At 72.3% G+C, this 16,615-nt stretch carries 14 protein-coding genes and 1 riboswitch; of the genes, 10 read left to right on the top strand and 4 right to left on the bottom strand.

Translation table 11 applies throughout. From position 1 onward, the window contains the following. The first annotated feature begins 34 nt into the window (after positions 1-34). Entirely contained in the window at positions 35-1,696 is a 1,662-nt protein-coding gene (locus WME97_RS31520; protein ID WP_437542793.1) for a sigma 54-interacting transcriptional regulator, read from the top strand. A 418-nt stretch (positions 1,697-2,114) separates the two neighbouring features. On the opposite strand, the gene WME97_RS31515 is transcribed toward WME97_RS31520, so the two are convergent. Next, positions 2,115-2,294, bottom strand: coding sequence for a hypothetical protein (locus WME97_RS31515; protein WP_437542791.1), 180 nt, complete (start codon positions 2,292-2,294; stop codon positions 2,115-2,117). A gap of 100 nt (positions 2,295-2,394) precedes the next feature. Here WME97_RS31515 and WME97_RS31510 point away from each other — a divergent pair, with 100 nt between their 5' ends. From WME97_RS31510 to WME97_RS31485, 6 genes are all read left to right on the top strand, one after another. Continuing rightward, on the top strand, positions 2,395-3,825 hold the full coding sequence (locus WME97_RS31510; RefSeq protein ID WP_437542788.1) for a pectate lyase family protein: 1,431 nt from the start codon (positions 2,395-2,397) through the stop codon (positions 3,823-3,825). A 194-nt stretch (positions 3,826-4,019) separates the two neighbouring features. Next, positions 4,020-4,088: riboswitch (guanidine-III (ykkC-III) riboswitch) on the top strand. Between the two features lie 21 nt (positions 4,089-4,109). Beyond that, positions 4,110-4,427, top strand: coding sequence for a quaternary ammonium compound efflux SMR transporter SugE (gene sugE / locus WME97_RS31505; RefSeq protein ID WP_437542786.1), 318 nt, complete (start codon positions 4,110-4,112; stop codon positions 4,425-4,427). A gap of 54 nt (positions 4,428-4,481) precedes the next feature. Next, complete coding sequence (locus WME97_RS31500; protein ID WP_437542784.1) at positions 4,482-5,507, top strand: dipeptidase; 1,026 nt, start codon at positions 4,482-4,484, stop codon at positions 5,505-5,507. Between the two features lie 80 nt (positions 5,508-5,587). Next, the gene (locus WME97_RS31495) at positions 5,588-6,352 is read left to right on the top strand and encodes a class I SAM-dependent methyltransferase (RefSeq protein WP_437542781.1); all 765 of its coding nucleotides are present in this window, start codon (positions 5,588-5,590) and stop codon (positions 6,350-6,352) included. A gap of 38 nt (positions 6,353-6,390) precedes the next feature. Continuing rightward, complete coding sequence (locus WME97_RS31490) at positions 6,391-7,641, top strand: NAD(P)/FAD-dependent oxidoreductase (RefSeq protein ID WP_437542778.1); 1,251 nt, start codon at positions 6,391-6,393, stop codon at positions 7,639-7,641. An 85-nt stretch (positions 7,642-7,726) separates the two neighbouring features. Continuing rightward, positions 7,727-9,487, top strand: coding sequence for a serine/threonine-protein kinase (locus WME97_RS31485; protein WP_437542775.1), 1,761 nt, complete (start codon positions 7,727-7,729; stop codon positions 9,485-9,487). A 30-nt stretch (positions 9,488-9,517) separates the two neighbouring features. Here the strand turns inward: WME97_RS31485 and WME97_RS31480 are convergent, their stop codons facing one another. From WME97_RS31480 to WME97_RS31470, 3 genes are read right to left on the bottom strand one after another with little or no spacing between them, the layout of a single operon-like run. Next, positions 9,518-10,387, bottom strand: coding sequence for a hypothetical protein (locus WME97_RS31480; protein WP_437542773.1), 870 nt, complete (start codon positions 10,385-10,387; stop codon positions 9,518-9,520). Positions 10,388-10,389: 2 nt separating this feature from the next. Beyond that, on the bottom strand, positions 10,390-11,274 hold the full coding sequence (locus tag WME97_RS31475) for a hypothetical protein (RefSeq protein ID WP_437542771.1): 885 nt from the start codon (positions 11,272-11,274) through the stop codon (positions 10,390-10,392). An 8-nt stretch (positions 11,275-11,282) separates the two neighbouring features. After that, positions 11,283-13,484 carry a TonB-dependent receptor gene (locus WME97_RS31470; protein ID WP_437542768.1) on the bottom strand — a complete coding sequence of 734 codons (2,202 nt, stop codon included), beginning with the start codon at positions 13,482-13,484 and terminating at the stop codon, positions 11,283-11,285. A 324-nt stretch (positions 13,485-13,808) separates the two neighbouring features. Between WME97_RS31470 and WME97_RS31465 the strand changes: the two genes are divergently transcribed. From WME97_RS31465 to WME97_RS31455, 3 genes are read left to right on the top strand one after another with little or no spacing between them, the layout of a single operon-like run. Further along, a complete protein-coding gene (locus WME97_RS31465; RefSeq protein ID WP_437542766.1) occupies positions 13,809-14,696 on the top strand; it encodes an MbnP family copper-binding protein in 888 nt (295 codons plus the stop codon). Positions 14,697-14,701: 5 nt separating this feature from the next. After that, complete coding sequence (locus WME97_RS31460; protein WP_437542764.1) at positions 14,702-15,919, top strand: MbnH family di-heme enzyme; 1,218 nt, start codon at positions 14,702-14,704, stop codon at positions 15,917-15,919. Next, positions 15,916-16,611 carry a hypothetical protein gene (locus WME97_RS31455; RefSeq protein WP_437542761.1) on the top strand — a complete coding sequence of 232 codons (696 nt, stop codon included), beginning with the start codon at positions 15,916-15,918 and terminating at the stop codon, positions 16,609-16,611. The genes WME97_RS31460 and WME97_RS31455 overlap by 4 nt, the downstream gene beginning before the upstream one ends. The last annotated feature ends 4 nt before the right edge of the window (positions 16,612-16,615 follow it).

The following is a 16,615-nucleotide window of genomic DNA, read 5'->3' as shown; positions in this document are numbered from 1 at the left end:
AGTCTTTTCGGTGGGCGCGTATCCTCCCACCCCCATGGTGACCGAGCGAACAGGGCTCACCACGATCGCGAACGCGACGACGCTGCACCCCGACACGAGCCCCTCACGGCGGGCATGCACACGCCTCGCTCCGTCCCTGTCCGTCCTCTACCATCCTCGTCTCGAGCGCATCGGTGAGCGCGCCGTCCTCGCAGACCTCGCGCTTCGCGATGCGGTCGCGCTGTCGCGCATGGAGCCGTACTTCGGTCCACCGGGGGCGATCGCCGATGCGCCGCTCGGGGATACCCACCTGAGCCGCAAACCCCTGCGCATCATCGCGCTGCCCGACGACCGGATCCGGCTGGACGCGGCGGCGCGCGGCTCCCACGTCGCGGTCGACGGCGCCCCGCTGGAGGGGAGCCGCGATTTCTCGCTCGGCGAGGTGACGCGGGGGATCGTTATCGAGCTCGCCAGTCGCGTCGTCCTGCTGCTCCACATGGTCGATCCGTCTCCGCGCGAGCCGGGGGAGCGCCTCGGCCTGGTTGGCGATAGCGACCTTCTGGAGCGGACGCGGTGGCATATCCGCCGCGTCGCCGACCTCGGGGCTGCGGTGCTCCTCCGCGGCGAGACGGGCACGGGAAAGGAGCTCGTCGCGAGGGCGATCCACCAGGCCGGCAGCCGGCGCAATCAGCCCTTCGTGGCCGTCAACATGGCGGCGATCCCTCCGTTGCTGGCGGCCGCGGAGCTCTTCGGCGCCGAGCGCGGATCGTATACCGGCGCCCTGCGCGACCGTCCCGGTTACTTCGGCTCGGCCGAGGGAGGGACGCTGTTCCTCGACGAGATCGGCGAAGCGCCGCCCGACGTGCAGGCGATGCTCCTCAGGGCCCTCGAGACGGGCGAGATCCAGGCGGTGGGCGCCCAGCACCCGAAGAAGACGCGCATTCGGCTGATCACCGCCACGGACGCCGATCTGGAGGCCAAGGTGGCGGAGGGGGCTTTTCGCGCTCCGCTGCTCCACCGGCTGGCCGGTTACGAGATCTCGCTCCCTCCGCTCCGCGATCGCCGAGACGATCTCGGGCGCCTGCTCCTCCACTTCCTGCGCGAGGAGCTGGCGGCCTCGGGTGATGCGCATCGGCTCGACGCGCCGCGGCCCGACGGCGCCCCGTGGTTGCCGGCGTCCGTGGTGGCCCGGCTCGCGCGGTACGACTGGCCGGGGAACATCCGTCAGCTCCGGAACGTGGCGCGGCAGCTGGTCGTGGGGAGCCAGGGCGCGGCGCGCCTGGAGGGGGCGCCGGCGCTCGAGCACCTGCTCCAGCGGGCAGCCCCGGAGCAGCGGAGCCACGCCGACGGCGATCGCGCGGCTGCGGCGAGATCGGCGCGGCCGGAGACCGCCACGGCGGCGCGGGCGAGCTCGGGCTCGGGGAAGGGCGCGGGCTGGCGCAAGCCCTCCGACGTGCGGGAAGAGGAGCTGATCGACGCGCTCCGCCGGAGCCGGTGGGATTTCAAGGCCGCCGCCGAGCAGCTCGGGGTCTCGCGGACGTCGCTCTATGCGCTCGTGGAGAGCTGCCCGCAGGTCCGCCAGGCGAGCCATCTTGCGCCGGACGAGGTCGCCCGCTGCTACGCGGAGTGCGGTGGACACATCGACGCGATGGTGGAGCGCCTCATGGTCTCCAAGCGGGCCCTCCAGCGCAGGATCCGTGAGTTGCGTCTGGCATAGAGACGTGATGCCGGGGTTCGAGCCGGTCAATCGCCGGCGCCTCGGCGTCTCGTTCGTTCGGCTCTTCACGTGGGATCTCTGCCTCGGATTCGTGGGCGTCCGCCTGCCCGTCGAGCTCTGATCGTCGCCGGCGCCTCATGCCGAGAAGGTCCGAACGACCGGTCAGAATCGGCCTTTATGAGCGATTGCCCGGAGCCAGACCAGAAAGACCAGCAATCGCCTGCGGACGTCGCCTCGCGTGACCTGAACGCACCTCGGGGAGCGCATCGCGCTCGACCGCGACGCCGATGGGCGAGCGTCGAACGATTCCCCTTCTCGGCGCGCCCGGCGGGCGGGCGCGCCTCGCGATGACATGAGCCCGCTCGTGCGCTGCTCGTGCAGGATAACCAGCATCGCTTCATCTGGCGATATGGAATTTTCAGATCGATTTTGATGTGCCCTGTCGCACAGATTGGCAATTGATGATTGCCATCGGTGAATCGAGTCCTGTAGGGTCATCACAGTACGGCTTGCGGTTAAGAGCGCCGTTCAAGACCTCCTGCGCCAGGCAGCCGAGGGCGGGCCCATCGCGCCGCTGCGCCGCGTCGCCCTGCTTCATCAGGGCACATCGTCGCGCCCAGCGCCGCGCCCACCCTGGGCTTCCTTGTTCGATCCGGTCTTGTTCGGCGCCTGATACGTACGAAAGGGGAACGAGACACATGGCATTCCTTCCTACTTGCTCTTCCATCGGCGCACAGGGGCTCCGCCGCTTCGGGTGCGCGATCGCCGCGGTCTCTGCGCTCACGGCGATATCGGCTCCAGCCAGCGCGCTCCCGTCGTTTCCGGGGGCAGAGGGCTTTGGCGCCGTCGCGACCGGCGGGCGCGGCGGGCGCGTCATCAAGGTCACCAACCTGCGCACGAGCGGGTCGGGGAGCCTCCAGGCGGCCCTCGACGCGAGCGGGCCTCGTATCATCGTCTTCGACGTGAGCGGCGTGATCGAAGGGGATGTCGTCATCCGGAACGGCGACGTGACGATCGCGGGCCAGACGGCGCCCGGCGCGGGCATCACCATCCGCGGTCGCTTGACCGCCAGGTACTCCACCGCGGTCAACAACATCATTGCACGGTTCTTGCGAGTCCGGCCCGTGCACAACGGCTCGGCCGGAGAGCAGTTCGACGCGACGCAGATCTCGCGGAACTCGAAGGTGATGCTGGATCACATGTCGATCGCCTGGGGCGTCGACGAGACCGTGGACCTCTATGAGGCAGATGACGTCACGGTCCAGTGGTCCACCATCGAATCGTCGGCGACCACGGGGCATCCAGAGGGGATGCATAATTACGGTCTCATCAACGGCCCTGATGGCCACCGGATCACCCTCCACCACAACCTGTTCGCCCATCACAAGGCGCGTTGTCCCGCGATCGCGAACGGCCCGGCCGACATCCGCAACAACGTGGCCTACAACGTGAGGCACGGCTTCGTGCACCACAACCGGGCGAGCGGTCAGTTCAACATCGTGGGCAACACCTACATCAAGGGGCCGAGCGATCAGCTGATCCCGTTCTACTTCGACGGCAGCGCCGGCGCGGGGCTCAAGTACTTCCTCGGCGACAACTACATCGACGATCCCGGGAAGTTCACGGGCACCGTCGAGAACCCCTGGAAGCAGCCGTACCTCCACCCGAGCTTCAGCAAGCTCAACAAGGCCGAGTCGTACCGCTCGGCGACGCAGTTCAATTTCACGCGGGATGTCCCGGGGTACATCCCGGTGACGACGCAACGCGCGCAGGACGCGGCTCGGCTCGTCGTCGCGCAGGCGGGCTCGCTGCCGCGCGACGTGGTGACGAAGGGCGTCTTCAAGAACATGGAGCGCCGCGACGGCTCGTGGGGCGCCCGCTACGTGAGCAACCTGATGGACGGGCTCAGCCCGGGGACGGCCCCCGCGGACGCCGACCGCGACGGCATGGCGGACGCGTGGGAGCGGGCGCACGGCCTCAGCTCATCGAACGCGAGTGACCACACCAAGGTGATGCCGTCCGGATACACCGCGATCGAGGAGTACATCAACGAGCTCGCCGCCGCGCTGATCCGCCAGGCGGGGGGCAGCTTCTCGATGCTCCCGGACGAGGGGGGAATCGAGGAGTAAATCGAGGAGTAATCGAGGAGTAGATCGAGTAGCGAGCTCCAGGAGAGCGCGATCGAGGCGCCGCGGCGTGGTCCACCCCTACCGCGCCGCCCCGCGCAGCGGAGCGGGAGCGGCGGCGACGGCGCGGCCTCGCGACGCGGCGCGGCGCCGGCTGGCTGCCTGTTGCGCAGGCCGTCGCCGCTGCTAGGTTCCCCGCGGCGCTCCTTCAGACAGAGCGTCCCGGACGAGACGCGCCGTACCCGGTCAGGATAAGACGACGCAGCCGCATCACGAGGAGAGTCGTCATGTCCTGGCTGGCGTTGCTCCTGGCAGGTCTGCTCGAGGTCTGCTGGGCTATCGGTCTCAAATACACACACGGCTTCACGCGCCCGTTGCCAACGGCGCTCACGGTCGGCGCGATCATCACGAGCATCGCGCTCCTCGAGATCGCCTCGCGGACCTTGCCCATCGGCACGGCGTACGCCGTCTGGGTCGGCATCGGCGCGTTCGGGGCGGCGATCGCGGGCATCCTCCTGTTCGGCGAGCCCGCCACGGCCGCGAGGGTCGGCTTCCTCGCGCTGCTCGTTGTGTCCATCCTCGGCCTCAAGCTGGCGAGCCCCTGAGCCCTCGTCGCCCGGCGCGCGACCGGCCGCCTCGGGTCGACTAGCCTTCCCTCCATGCACGGAACACCCGAAGCCCGCGCCCTGCACGCGCAGTACCCCGCCATCGATCTCCACGCCGACAGCCTCATGTGGGCGCGCTGGGTCGGTTACGATCTGCAGGAGCGGCACGAGCCGCCGCTGCCGCTCGCGGCCCTCGGCGGGCACGTCGACGTCCCGCGGCTCCGCGAGGGCGGCGTCGGCGCGCAGTTCTTCGGGCTGGTCTCGCTGCCCATCGGGCAGCGGCGCGGGCTCGCCGCCGTCGTCGAGGAGCAGATCGATCTGCTGGAGCAGGCCGTCCGCGCGCGGCCCGGCCGCCTCGTGAAGGCGCTCACGGCCGAGGACATCGAGGCGGCGAGGGCCCGCGGCGCCGTCGCGGCGCTGCTCGGCGTCGAGGGGGCGCACGCGCTCGAAGGCGACCTCGACACCCTCGCTCGCTTCGCGCGGCGCGGCGTGCGCTACCTCGGGCTCTGCCACTTCAGCGCCAACGAGGCGTGTTATCCCGCCTACGGCAGCGGCCGCAGGGATGGTGAAGGCCTCACCGCCTTCGGCCGCGACGTCGTGCGCCTCGCCGAGGACCTCGGCGTCATCGTCGATCTCGCGCACATCAACCGGGCAGGCTTCCTCGACGCATGCGCGCTCGCCCGCCGCCCACCCATGGTCAGCCACACGGGTATCGCCGGCGCGTTCGATCACTGGCGCAACATCGATGACGAACAGCTCCGCGCGCTCGCCGATCGCGGCGGGTGCGCCGGGATCATCTTCTGTCCGCTCTATCTCGGCGGAAACGGGCTCGCGCCCGTCGTCAAGCACCTCGTGCACATCATCAACGTTGCCGGCGAGGACACGCCAGCGCTCGGATCCGATTGGGACGGTTTCATCATTCCCACTCGTGAGCTGCGTGATGCGGCCCATCTTCCGCTCTTGACGGATGCGCTGCTGCGAGCTGGCTTGAGCGAGCGTGTGATCGCCAAGGTGCTTCGAGAGAACGTGATGCGCATTTTGAGCGACAACCCGCTTCCAACGCGGCTCCCGGTTGCGTAGCCTCTCTCGACGGGCCGTCGGGGTGGGTGGTCCCTCCGGCGCTGCGCGAGATCCTCCTTAACTCGGAGCGGATGCAGGCCATGACTCTCCATCGCCTCGCTGCACAGGGCTACGCGACTGCAGCGGATGCTTACGAGAAGGGGCGCCCGGACTACCCGCGCGGCGCGATCGAGCTCCTGCGCGACACGCTCCGCATCGACGCGACGAGCACGGTGCTCGATCTCGGCGCCGGCACCGGCAAGCTCACGCGCCTCCTGGTGCCCACGGGCGCGCGGCTGCTCGCGCTCGAGCCGGTCGAGGGGATGCGCCGCAAGCTGGGCCAGATGGTCCCGTCCGCCATCCCGCTCGATGGGGTCGCCGAGGCCATCCCCTTGCCCGAGACATCGGTCGACGCCGCGGTCGCCGCGCAGTCGTTCCACTGGTTTCACGGTGATCTCGCGCTCGCCGAGATCCACCGCGTGCTCCGGCCGAGAGGGCGCCTCTCCCTGCTCTTCAACCTGCGCGACGAGCGCGTCGACTGGGTCGCCCGCATCTCCCACATCCTCGACCGCCACGGCCGGGATGCTCCGATACACAGGTTCGGCGCCTGGCGCCGGACGTTCTCCGACTCCCGCCTCTTCGCGCCGCTCGGAGAGCACGAGTTCACCCATACGCAGGAGCTCGACCTCGATGGGCTCCTCGAGCGCGTCGCGTCGATCAGCTACATCTCGGCGCTCCCCCTGCAGGAGCGTTATGCGGTCCTGAACGAGGTCCGCGAGCTGGCCGCGAGCCACCCGGACCTCGCGGGCAAGAGCGTGTACCTCTTCCCCTACCGGACGCTGGTGCCCCTGTACGAGCGGCGGTGAGCCCGCCGGCGGGGGCGCCGTGCTAGAGCGGCCCCCGCATGGCGGCGCATGAAGTCGTGATCGTCGGAGGCGGGCCGGCGGGCGTGAGCACGGCGCTCTTCCTCGCCCACCATCGCCCGGCCCTCGCCGACAGGATCGTGGTGCTCGAAAAGGAGCGCTACCCGCGGGACAAGTCCTGCGCAGGCGGCCTCGGCGAGCGAGCGGACAGGGCGCTCTCGTCGATCGGGGTGACGATCGACGTTCCCTCGGTCGTGGTGCACGGCATCAGCGCGGCCTTCCAGGCCGGCGAGGTCGCGCTCCGCGAGGGCAACATCGGCCGCGTCGTCCGGCGCGCCGAGTTCGATCGCGCGCTCGCGCTCGCCGCGCGGGCGCGGGGCGTCCGGATCGTGGAGGGGGCGCGGGTGACCGGCGCCGCGCTGAGCGAGGACGGCGCCCGCGTCGAGAGCTCGGCCGGGGTGTTCGACGGCCGCGTCGTCGTCGGCGCGGACGGCGTCGGCAGCGTCGTTCGCCGCGCGATGGGGCTGCCGTTCGGCAGGCTGCGCGCGCAGGCCGTCGAGGTCGACACCGAGCCCGTCGCGGGGGACCGGGCGCGCGACCTCCTGCACTTCGAGATGCGGGACCGCTCGTTCGCCGGCTATCTGTGGGACTTCCCCACGATCGTCGACGGGCGCGAGCTCGTCTGCCGGGGGGCCTACGTGCTGCACGAGGGCGCGCTCGGCGCGGCGCGCCCCGCGCCCGACGCCGAGCGCGTGCTCCGGAGCAGGCTCGAGGCGCTCGGCCTCGACCCGGACCGCTACCGGCGAAAGCGCTTCGCCGAGCGAGGCCTCGACCGGCGGGACGTGATCGCGCGGCCCACCGCCCTGCTCGTCGGCGAGGCCGCGGGCATCGATCCGATGCTGGGCGAGGGGATCGCCCAGGCGATCGCGTACGGGGCCCTCGCGGGCGAGTACCTCGCCGAGAAGCTCGACGCCCGCGATCTCGGGTTCCACGACTGGGGCCGGCGCGTCGAGCGATCGCTGCTGGGCCTCGATCTGCGCTTCCGGCGCCGGGTGATGCGCGCCTTCTACGGCGCGCCGCGGGAGCGCGTCGAGCGTTACCTCCTCGGCGAGCCGTCGTTCCTGCGCTTCGGCGTCCGGCACTTCGCCGGCAGAGCCCAGCCGGCGGGCGACGCGCTCCGCGCCGCGGCGACGGGCGCGCTCGTCGCGGGCCGGATCGGGATCGAGCGCCTCGTCGCGTCGCTCCCGCCGCGCGCGCGCAGCGCGGGCAGCGCCGACGGCGCGCACGCCTGACGAGGCAGCGAGGCAGCGAGGCGTGCCGCGCGCGCACGTGAGCCCCGACACCCCCACGACGGCCACCATGCTAGCATCGCCCGCCATGGTCGCGCCGTTCCAGCCGGCGGTCGGGATGCTCTTCGGAGAGTTCCGGATCGTTCGGCCCCTCAGCGCCGGGGGCATGGGCGCCGTGTACATCGCCGAGCAGGCGAGCACTGGCAAGCTGCGGGCCCTCAAGCTCATGCACCCGCAGCTCTGCGCGGACGCCCGGCTGCGCGAGCGCTTCGAGCAGGAGGCGCGCGTCGGCGCGCTGGTGGAGAGCGATCACGTCGTGCAGGTGATCGGCGCCGGCGTGGACGCGGCCAGCGGCGTGCCCTGGCTCGCGATGGAGCTGCTCGAGGGGGAGGACCTCTCGCAGCGGATGAGGCGCAGCGGGCTGCTCTCGGCGCAGGACGTGCACGAGATCTTCCGGCAGGTCTGCCACGCGCTCGGCGCCGCCCACCGGGCGGGCGTGGTCCACCGGGACATGAAGCCGCAGAACGTGTTCCTCGCGAAGACGCAGAGCGCGACGGCGCGCTGGTCGGTCAAGGTCCTCGACTTCGGCATCGCGAAGATCGCAGCGGAGGCGAGCACGATGGCGACCGCGTCGCTCGGCACGCCCCTCTGGATGGCGCCCGAGCAGTCCGACCCGCGCGGGCAGATCTCGCCGGCGACCGACGTGTGGGCGCTCGGGCTGATCGCGTTCGCGCTGCTCACCGGGCGCATGTACTGGCGCGCCGCGAACGACCCGATGGGGACCGCGATGCCGGTGCTGCTCCGCGAGATCCTCTTCGAGGCGATCGACCCGGCGTCGGTGCGCGCGACCGCGCTCGGGCGCGCCGGCTGTATCGTGCACCCGTTCGACGCCTGGTTCGCGCGCTGCGTCGCGCGGGAGCCGTCGCAGCGCTTCCAGACGGCGCAGGAGGCCTTCGACGCGCTCGGCCCGGCGCTCTTCGTCGATCCGCGCAGCGTGCGCGCCGCCGGCGGCGCGATCTCGGTGGCGCCGTTCAGCGCCGCGGCGGCGCTCACCTCGGCGGGGCCTGTCTCGGGCCTGTCGATGACCGGACCGACCGAGATGGCCTCGGACGCGCGGCGCGCGCCGTCGTCGCCCGCCGGCGCGGGCGCATCGTCGTCGCCCGTCAGCGCGCGCCCCCCGGTGACGCCCGCGCCCGTCCTGGCGAGCAGCGCGCCGCCGGAGGCCCCTCCCAGGCCCGCGCGGCGGGGGCCGCTGCTCCTCGCGTGCGGCCTGGCCGGCGGCTTCGCGATGGCGGCGATCGCCTTTTACGCCGGCCGCGCGCAGAGCGACGTCCGCAAGGTGCAGCGCCTGCCGGTGCCGGCGCACCCGACGGTGGTCAGCCCGGGCCGCGGCGGTGACGCGCGCTCGCCGGCGCTGGCGGGCGACGCGAACGACACGAGCGGCGCGGGCGAGCGGCGGCCGTCGCCTGGCCCTCGCGACGCTCCGGCGCCGGCGCCCGCGCCGAGGTCCCCGCGCCCCACGCGCGAAGGCACCGCGCCGGCGGCGACGGCGGTCGCGGCGGCGCAGCCGAGCGCGGCGAGGCCGTTCGATCGCGGCGCGGCCCACGCGGCGCTGCAAGCGAAGGGCGCGACCGCGCGGATCCACTGCAAGGGCAAGGCGGGTCCGAAGGCGGTGACGGCGCGGGTGTTCTTCAACCCCGCGGGCGCCGTGCAGCGCGTCGCGATCGAGCCGCTGGTCGCGATGACCCCGGCCGGGAGCTGCGTGCAGATGCTGCTCGGCTCCGCGCGGGTCCCGGCGTTCGACGGGGGCGAGCTCCAGGACGTCACGACGGCGGTCGGGATCGAGTGATCGCCGCGGGCGAGCGCGCCGCCGGCCCCGTCACGGGTCGACAGAGACGCACTCGCCCTCGCCGCGGAAGTGCCCGATCGTGCGCGAGAGCGCCGCGACGAACGCCCCGAGATCATTGATGTCTCCGGCGCTGCCCGTCCCGTAGGTGCCCTCCTCGATCTCGACGAGGCGCACCGCGGCGAGCTCCTCCAGGGTGACGGCCCCGTCGTCGTCGGCGTCCGCGGCGGCGATGGGCGCGAACCGGCGCGCGGCGGTCGCGGCCTGGAGGTCGTCGTAGAAGAAGTGGTCGCCGTGGATGGTGAGCTCCACGTCGTCGGTGCCGCCGTTGGTGACGAGGACGCCCTCGGTCTCCTTGCCGGCCCTGTCGCCCTTGCAGTCGGCGTAGCGCGTCGCGAGCGAGAAGGTCCAGTCGAGGCGCTTCTCGACCTCGCCGCCGTCGCCGCTCTTCCGCGCGATCGCCTCGATGTGCACGGACGCTCCCGCCGCGAGCATGAGCGCCTTGTCCTCCTCCGTCGCGCCCTCGAGCGCGGTGTCCGCGTCCACCGGGCCGATCTCGTAGGAGACGGCCTCCCAGGGCTTCGCCTCGAGGTCGTCGAAGCTCACCACCGGCTTCGCGCCGGCCTTCGTGTGATCGAACAGGATCGAGCCCTGCATGCGCGCTCCGACGTTCCCCTCGCGATCGGCGACGGTGACGTTCCGGACGACGAACAGGAACTTCTCGTACCGGATGCTCCAGCCGTCCGCGAGATCGGCGGCCGGGATCTCCTGCTCGATGTAGTCCTCTCCCCACGTCGAGAACGCCACGTTCCCGGCCCCCGACGCGCCGTCGTCGCCGCAGCCGGCGAGCGCCGCCCCGGCGAGCATCGCCGCCGTGACCCACAGTCCTTTCGTGATCTTCATCGTCATTCCTTCTCCTCCGGGGAGCCGGGCGCGAACGAGAGCGCGTAGGCCGTCCCTTTCTTGAGGCCCCGCGTGAAGCCGCGCTGGGCCTGGCTCTCGGGCTCGAGGTCGACCGGCGCGCCGTCGTCGCTCGCGGCGACGGCCTCGAAGTCGACCTGATCGAGCCAGACCGTCGGCTTCACGACGAGCGTGACGACGCCGGGCCCGTCGAGGAAGACCTCCTCGAACACGCACCCCTCCACCGACGGCTCGCCGGTCGCGTCGTCGAGGACGTCGGCGGCCAGCGCGCGCGCGCGGAACACCCGCGCGAGCTCCCCCTTCTCGGCGCGGCCCTCGACGGCGACGACGTGCCCGTCGAGCGCCGCGGCGAGCGGGCCCGAGGGCGGCGCGCCGAACGTGAAGCGCGCGGATCGCGCGACGCCGCTCACGGCGTCCGCGTCCGCGAGCGCCGTCGTCCCCAGCAGCAGGTCGACCGACGTCGGCTGCGTCATCTGGCCCCTCGCCTCGCCGGCCTGGTAGTGGCCCGGGTGCGCGTGCGCCTCGGGCACGGCCCACCGGGCGAGCCGCTCGAGCAGCGAGGGGTCGCCGCCCGGCGAGGGCCGCCGCGCCGTGAACGGGGCGCCCTCGAAGTAGTGGAGCGACCCGATCGCCAGGTGCGCCTTCGACAGCGTGATGGTCCAGCCGAGCGCGTTCGTGAACGGCGCGACCGACGCCGCGTCCGGCGCGATCTGCGTCGCCAGGGTCAGGCGCTTGCCGGAGGTCGCGTCGTCGCCTCCGGCGCCGCACCCGGCGGCGAGCGCGCCCGCCGCGAGCGCCGCGGCGAGGCGCCCCGACGCGGCGAGGGCGGCGCGCCGGCGGGACAGGGGCTGTGCGGTGGTGGATGTCATCGAGGTCCTCAGCCGATGTAGAGGGAGAGCGAAGCGAGGAAGCTGCGCGGGGCGCCGACCGTCACGTGCCGCGCGGGGAGGAGGTCGGGCGCCGCGCCGCGGGTGAAGCTCGAGGGGTAGACGAACTCGCCGTCGAACCACGCCGCGTCGAGGAGGTTGTAGACGTCGAGCCCGAGCTCGACGCGGTGGTAGCGGACGTGGGCCGTCACGTCGGTGACGAGCGCGTCGTGGCCGACCTCTCCGTACGGCAGAGGGCGGCCGTGGAGCAGCGTCACGCCAGCGCCGGCGCGGGCCTCGAGGCGCCTGCCGAAGAGCGCGCCGAGGCGCGGCGTCACCGCGAGATCGGCGCGGGCGACGACCTGGGGCACGAAGGGGAGGAGATCGCCGGCCGCGTAGCGCCCCCCGGACGCGGTGAAGGCGGCCCGGGTGTACGTCAGGCCGACGCTCGACACGAGCCACGACGCCGGGTGCGCCACCGCGTCGAGGGCCACCCCGGTGCGGGCCGTGGCGGGCACGGGCTCGTTGCGGGCGGTCGCCTCGTCGAAGACGAGATCTTGGCTGAGGCGCGTGTGGAACAGCGCCGCCGACGCCCGCACGAGCTCGTCGGCGTAGCGGAGCCCGGCCTCGGCGGAGAGCACCCGCGTGAAGGGGGTCCGCTCGCCGTCGCCGAGGCTGCGCGCCTGGGGCGAGCGGAACCCCTGGCCCACGCTGGCGAGCGCGCGGAGCCCGGGGAGCAGCGCCACGTCGACCGTGCCCTTGCCGCCCACGTGGACGCCCTGCGCGCCGCGCGCCTGCGCCCCCTGGCCGACGTTGTCGACGACCTGGTACGCGAGGCCGTCGGCGCGCAGCCCGCCGCGCAGCGTGATCCGCCGGGCCGGCCGGATCGACGCGTCGAGGTAGCCGGCGATGTCGGTCGCGCGGACCTTCGCGTCGACGAGCGTTGCGGTCGGCCTGTCGTCGACGGCCGCGAGGCGCCGCTGCGACTGCTCGATCCAGTCGGTGCGCGCGACGACGCCCGCCTCGAACGTGTCGCGGTCGGAGAGCAGCGGGAAGGTGAGCCGGTATGACGCGGTGGCGCCCGCGGTGATCGCCTCGTTGAGCTGCTGGGTGGCGTCGCCGTTCGTGGGGTCCGCCAGGTACCCGGTGAAGTTCGAGCGCAGCCGGAGCGCGCGCAGCACGACGAACGGCGTGAGCGAGAGGCCCTCCCCGCGGGCGGCGCCGTCGCCCGAGCCGCGCAGATCGACGACGAGCTGCGCGCGCGACGAGTCGCCGCCCTGATCGGGATCGTACGAGGCGAAGCGGTCGACCTTGCCCGACTCGATGTCGCAGAGGCGCAGGACGCCGGCGGAGCCGCAGCGGGAGGCGAACGCCGACGCCATCACCCGCGCGGAGACGCCGGCGAGCGGCCGGTAGACGGCCTGCGCGACGAGCGAGGCCCGGCCGGCGGCGCGGGCGGGCCCGAAGCCGTCGGTCCCGTACGCCTCGAAGGCCGCGAACGTGGCGTCGTCCGCGTTCTCGGGGTGGTAAGCGAGGAAGAGCCGGCGCGCGCCGAACGAGCCCGCGGAGGCGGTGGCGGTGATCCCCGGCTCGCCGTAGGCGAGATCGAAGCGCATCGTCCCGGCGACCGCGAAGTCGCCCTGGCGCGGGTCGTACGATCCCGGCTGGGCGCGGAGCTCGCCGATCACCTCCGGCATCACGAAATGGAGGTCGGTATAGCCCTGGCCGTGGACGTTGGAGACCTCGTTGACCGGCGCGCCCGCGACCCAGATCTCGAGGTCCTGCCCGTGGACCGCGTCGAAGCCGCGGAAGAAGATCTGGTGCGCCTTGCACTCGCCGCTGTGCTGGGAGGTGAACACGCCCGGCACGAGCTGCAGCACGTCGCTCGCCGTCCGGTGGGGCGCCGCCCGGATCTCGGCCTGCCCGCGCACCGACTCGGAGGCGCTGCGCGGCGGCGCCGCGCCCTGCACCACGACCGTGATGGGCGCGGCGTCGGGCGCGGGCGCAGCGGCGCCCGCCGCGCCGGAGGCGGGCGCCGCTGCGCCCGCGCCGCCCGAGGCATCGCCGCCCGCCGACGTTGTCGCCCCGGCTGCGGGGGGAGGCGCGGCGCCGTCGCCGGCGCGTGCGGGTGCGGCACCGTCGCCGGCGCGCGCAGGCGCGACGGACGCGATGACAAGAAGCAGCGGGAACGCCGTGCTCAGGGAGCGGATCACAGGTGGGCTGGCCAGTAGCACGATTTTATCGGTTCGTGTTATCATGCGGACGCGCACGCTCGCCCGGCGGGCGCGCTGGCGGTTTGGTCGACGTCGCAGGCGGCGAGCGCGGTCGTGCGGTCGTGCGGTCGTGCGGTCGTGCGTTCGTCGGCGGCGTCGCTGTCTCCTGGCCGCCGAAGGCTGCTCCGGGGCCGTCCGCGAGCCCTCTTTCGACGCTGGATCGACTCGCGCTCTCGGGCGGATCGCGATAGCGACAACATGTCGCATTCGGGCGAGGGGCGACGCGGCCTATCGTGGCGCGCATCGTTCCTCGGGAGGACGCTCATGGAATCCGGTCTTCGTGCATCACGGCTCTGGTTCCCGCTGGTCGGGGCGGTGCTCGCGCTCATGGCGTGCGGCGACGATGAGGGGGTGAACCCCATCGACGGGGGGAGCGGCGGGGCTGAGACGATCGCTGTCGCGCTGCAGTTCGAAGGCCGCGTCCGCGACGAGGTGTTCTCCTGCAGCGAGACGTACGCTGTCGGCAGCGCCTCGACGGACGTGGGGCTGAACGATTTCCGCCTCTACATCCACGACGTGCGCCTGCGCCGCGCGGACGGCGAGGAGGTGCCGCTCTCGCTCGAACAGGACGAGCTGTGGCAGTACCAGGACGTCGTGCTCCTCGATTTCGAGGATCGATCGGGCACCTGCGCCAACGGGACGGAGGAGACGAACGGCGTGGTGCGCGGGACGGTCCCGGCCGGGGACTACGACGGGCTGTCGTTCAAGCTCGGCGTCCCGTTCGACCTGAACCACGGTGACGCGTCGAGCGCGCCGTCGCCGCTCAACCTGACGGGGCTGTTCTGGAGCTGGAACGACGGGTACAAGTTCCTGCGCCTCGACAGCGTCTCCACGGCGGACGACAAGCCGTTCCTCGTGCACATCGGGAGCACTGGCTGCATGCCCGGCGCGGACGGCGGGGTGGCCGCCTGCGATCGCCCCAACATCGCCGAGATCGTCCTCCAGGACATCGACCCGCTCACGACGAAGGTGCTCGTCGACTATGCGGCGCTCGTCGCGGACAGCGACCTGTCGGGGAGCGCCGACGACATCCCCGGCTGCATGTCGGATCCGTCGGATTCCGAGTGTCTGCCGCTCTTCACGCATCTCGGCATCGACAGCGCCGACGGCTCGCCGCGCCCCGATCAGCAGTCGTTCTTCAGGATAGACTAGGCGCCATGGCGATGTTCGCTTCGATGACCGCTCTCCGCCGCTCGGCGATCTCCTCCGCCCTCGCCGCGCTCGCGGCCCTCTGCTGTGCCTGCGGCGACGACGATGGGCCGCAAGGCCCGGGCGGATCGACGGGGGAGGGCGGCGGCGGCGCGGGCGCCTATGCGTGGGGGCTGCCGACGGGCTTTCCGGTGCCCAAGGTCCCCGAGGACAACCCGATGTCGTCGGTGAAGGTCGAGCTCGGCAGGCGGCTGTTCTACGACGTGCGCCTGTCCGGCAACGGCACGTACTCGTGCGGCTCGTGCCATCGCCAGGAGCTCGCGTTCACCGACCACCTCGCGAACGCCAGGGGCTCGACCGACCAGCTGCACTCGCGCAGCTCGATGAGCCTGGCCAACGTCGCTTACCTCACGACGCTGACCTGGGCGAATCCGCTCGTCGAAGCGCTCGAGGAGCAAGCGCTCCTCCCCATGTTCGGCGAGACGCCGGTCGAGCTCGGGCTCGCCGGCATGGAGGACGAGCTCCTGGAGCGGCTCCAGGGCGAGCCGCTGTACCAGGACCTCTTTCCCGAGGCGTTCCCCGGCGACGGCGAGCCCATCCGCCTCGCGAACATCACGAAGGCGATCGCCGCGTTCGAGCGGTCGCTGCTCTCCTACCGCGCGCCCTACGACCGTTACCGTTACGGCGGCGACCCGTCCGGCATGTCCGATGCGGCGCTGCGCGGGATGGATCTCTTCTTCTCCGAGAAGCTGGAGTGCTTCCATTGCCACGGCGGCTTCAACCTGTCGGACTCGGTGGAGCACGACGGCACCACCTTCACGGAGGTGATGTTCCACAACACGGGGCTCTACAACATCGACGGGAACGGCGCTTACCCGGAGGGCAACGGGGGAGTCTACGAGATCTCCCACAAAGAGGCGGACATGGGCCGGTTCCGCGCGCCCACGCTGCGGAACATCGCCGTCACGGCGCCGTACATGCATGACGGCAGCATCGAGACGCTCGAGGGGGTGCTCGACCATTACGCCGCCGGAGGGCGCACGATCGAGGCTCGCCTCCCCAACGCCGGTGTGGGCAGCGAGAACAAGTTCAAGAGCGAGCTCATCAGCGGGTTCGATCTCACAGAAGAGGAGAGAGCGGACGTGATCGCCTTCTTGCAAACCCTGACGGACGACGAGTTTCTGAAGGACCCGCGCTTCGCGGATCCCTGGGCGGAGGCGCCGTGAGCCGAAGGCCTTTCCTGAGCCGGGCGCTCCTCGTGCCCGCGCTGGCGGCGCTCGCGTCGGCCGCGATGTACACCGGGGCGTGCGGCCACAGCCACGACCACACGTCGAGCGGGACGTCGACCGACCCGAGCCTGGCCGACGTCATCTTCGAGGGCGGCGCGACCGACGAGGCCCTGGAGGCGCTGCTCGCCGTGGACCCGAAGGACGAGCCCTCGCAGGGCACGGTGTTCGACGCGCCCGAGGACGGCGCGATGCTCCCCGGCGACGCCGCGCCGGAGCTGACCTTCCATGTCGCGGGCGCGGCGCAGCGGACGGCGCCTCGGGCCGCGCCGGAGCTGCGGCTGGCGGCCGCCGCGGCGCCGGGGGCGCGCGAGCTCGCCGCGCCGGGGGCGTCGATCGTCGCGGAGCTCGGGGCGCTCCTTGGGCCGGCGCGCGCCGCCTGGGCTCACGGGACGCCCATCAACGGGCGCGCTTACTTCCTGGTCTTCACGACGGCGGAGCGCGAGCCGCTGCTCCGGGTGTTCACGACCAAGCTGAGCTACACGCCGGACGCGGCGGCCTGGGGCAAGCTCCGCGCTGCCGGCGTGCCCATCACGGTCAGCGTGATCAGCGCGCTGTTCGAGAACAACCGCATCGTGCAGGGCGGCGGTCCCTTCACGGGCGCGCCGGTCACGTTCACCCTCCTGCCCTGAAGCC

It is taken from the genome of Sorangium sp. So ce367, from assembly GCF_051520455.1.
GTDB lineage: Bacteria > Myxococcota_A > Polyangia > Polyangiales > Polyangiaceae > Sorangium > Sorangium cellulosum_B.
The sequence above is the reverse complement of the archived record's forward strand: the minus strand, read 5'-3'. Positions and strand labels throughout refer to the sequence as shown.

Coding starts and splice junctions, on each gene's coding strand:
- WME97_RS31490 (WP_437542778.1), top strand. CDS start 6,391: ATGGCGGCGCATGAAGTCGTGATCGTCGGAGGCGGGCCGGCGGGCGTG.
- WME97_RS31510 (WP_437542788.1), top strand. CDS start 2,395: ATGGCATTCCTTCCTACTTGCTCTTCCATCGGCGCACAGGGGCTCCGC.
- WME97_RS31520 (WP_437542793.1), top strand. CDS start 35: ATGGTGACCGAGCGAACAGGGCTCACCACGATCGCGAACGCGACGACG.
- WME97_RS31500 (WP_437542784.1), top strand. CDS start 4,482: ATGCACGGAACACCCGAAGCCCGCGCCCTGCACGCGCAGTACCCCGCC.
- WME97_RS31465 (WP_437542766.1), top strand. CDS start 13,809: ATGGAATCCGGTCTTCGTGCATCACGGCTCTGGTTCCCGCTGGTCGGG.
- WME97_RS31515 (WP_437542791.1), bottom strand. CDS start 2,294: ATGAAGCAGGGCGACGCGGCGCAGCGGCGCGATGGGCCCGCCCTCGGC.
- WME97_RS31495 (WP_437542781.1), top strand. CDS start 5,588: ATGACTCTCCATCGCCTCGCTGCACAGGGCTACGCGACTGCAGCGGAT.
- WME97_RS31460 (WP_437542764.1), top strand. CDS start 14,702: ATGGCGATGTTCGCTTCGATGACCGCTCTCCGCCGCTCGGCGATCTCC.
- WME97_RS31475 (WP_437542771.1), bottom strand. CDS start 11,274: ATGACATCCACCACCGCACAGCCCCTGTCCCGCCGGCGCGCCGCCCTC.
- WME97_RS31480 (WP_437542773.1), bottom strand. CDS start 10,387: ATGAAGATCACGAAAGGACTGTGGGTCACGGCGGCGATGCTCGCCGGG.
- WME97_RS31485 (WP_437542775.1), top strand. CDS start 7,727: ATGGTCGCGCCGTTCCAGCCGGCGGTCGGGATGCTCTTCGGAGAGTTC.
- sugE (WP_437542786.1), top strand. CDS start 4,110: ATGTCCTGGCTGGCGTTGCTCCTGGCAGGTCTGCTCGAGGTCTGCTGG.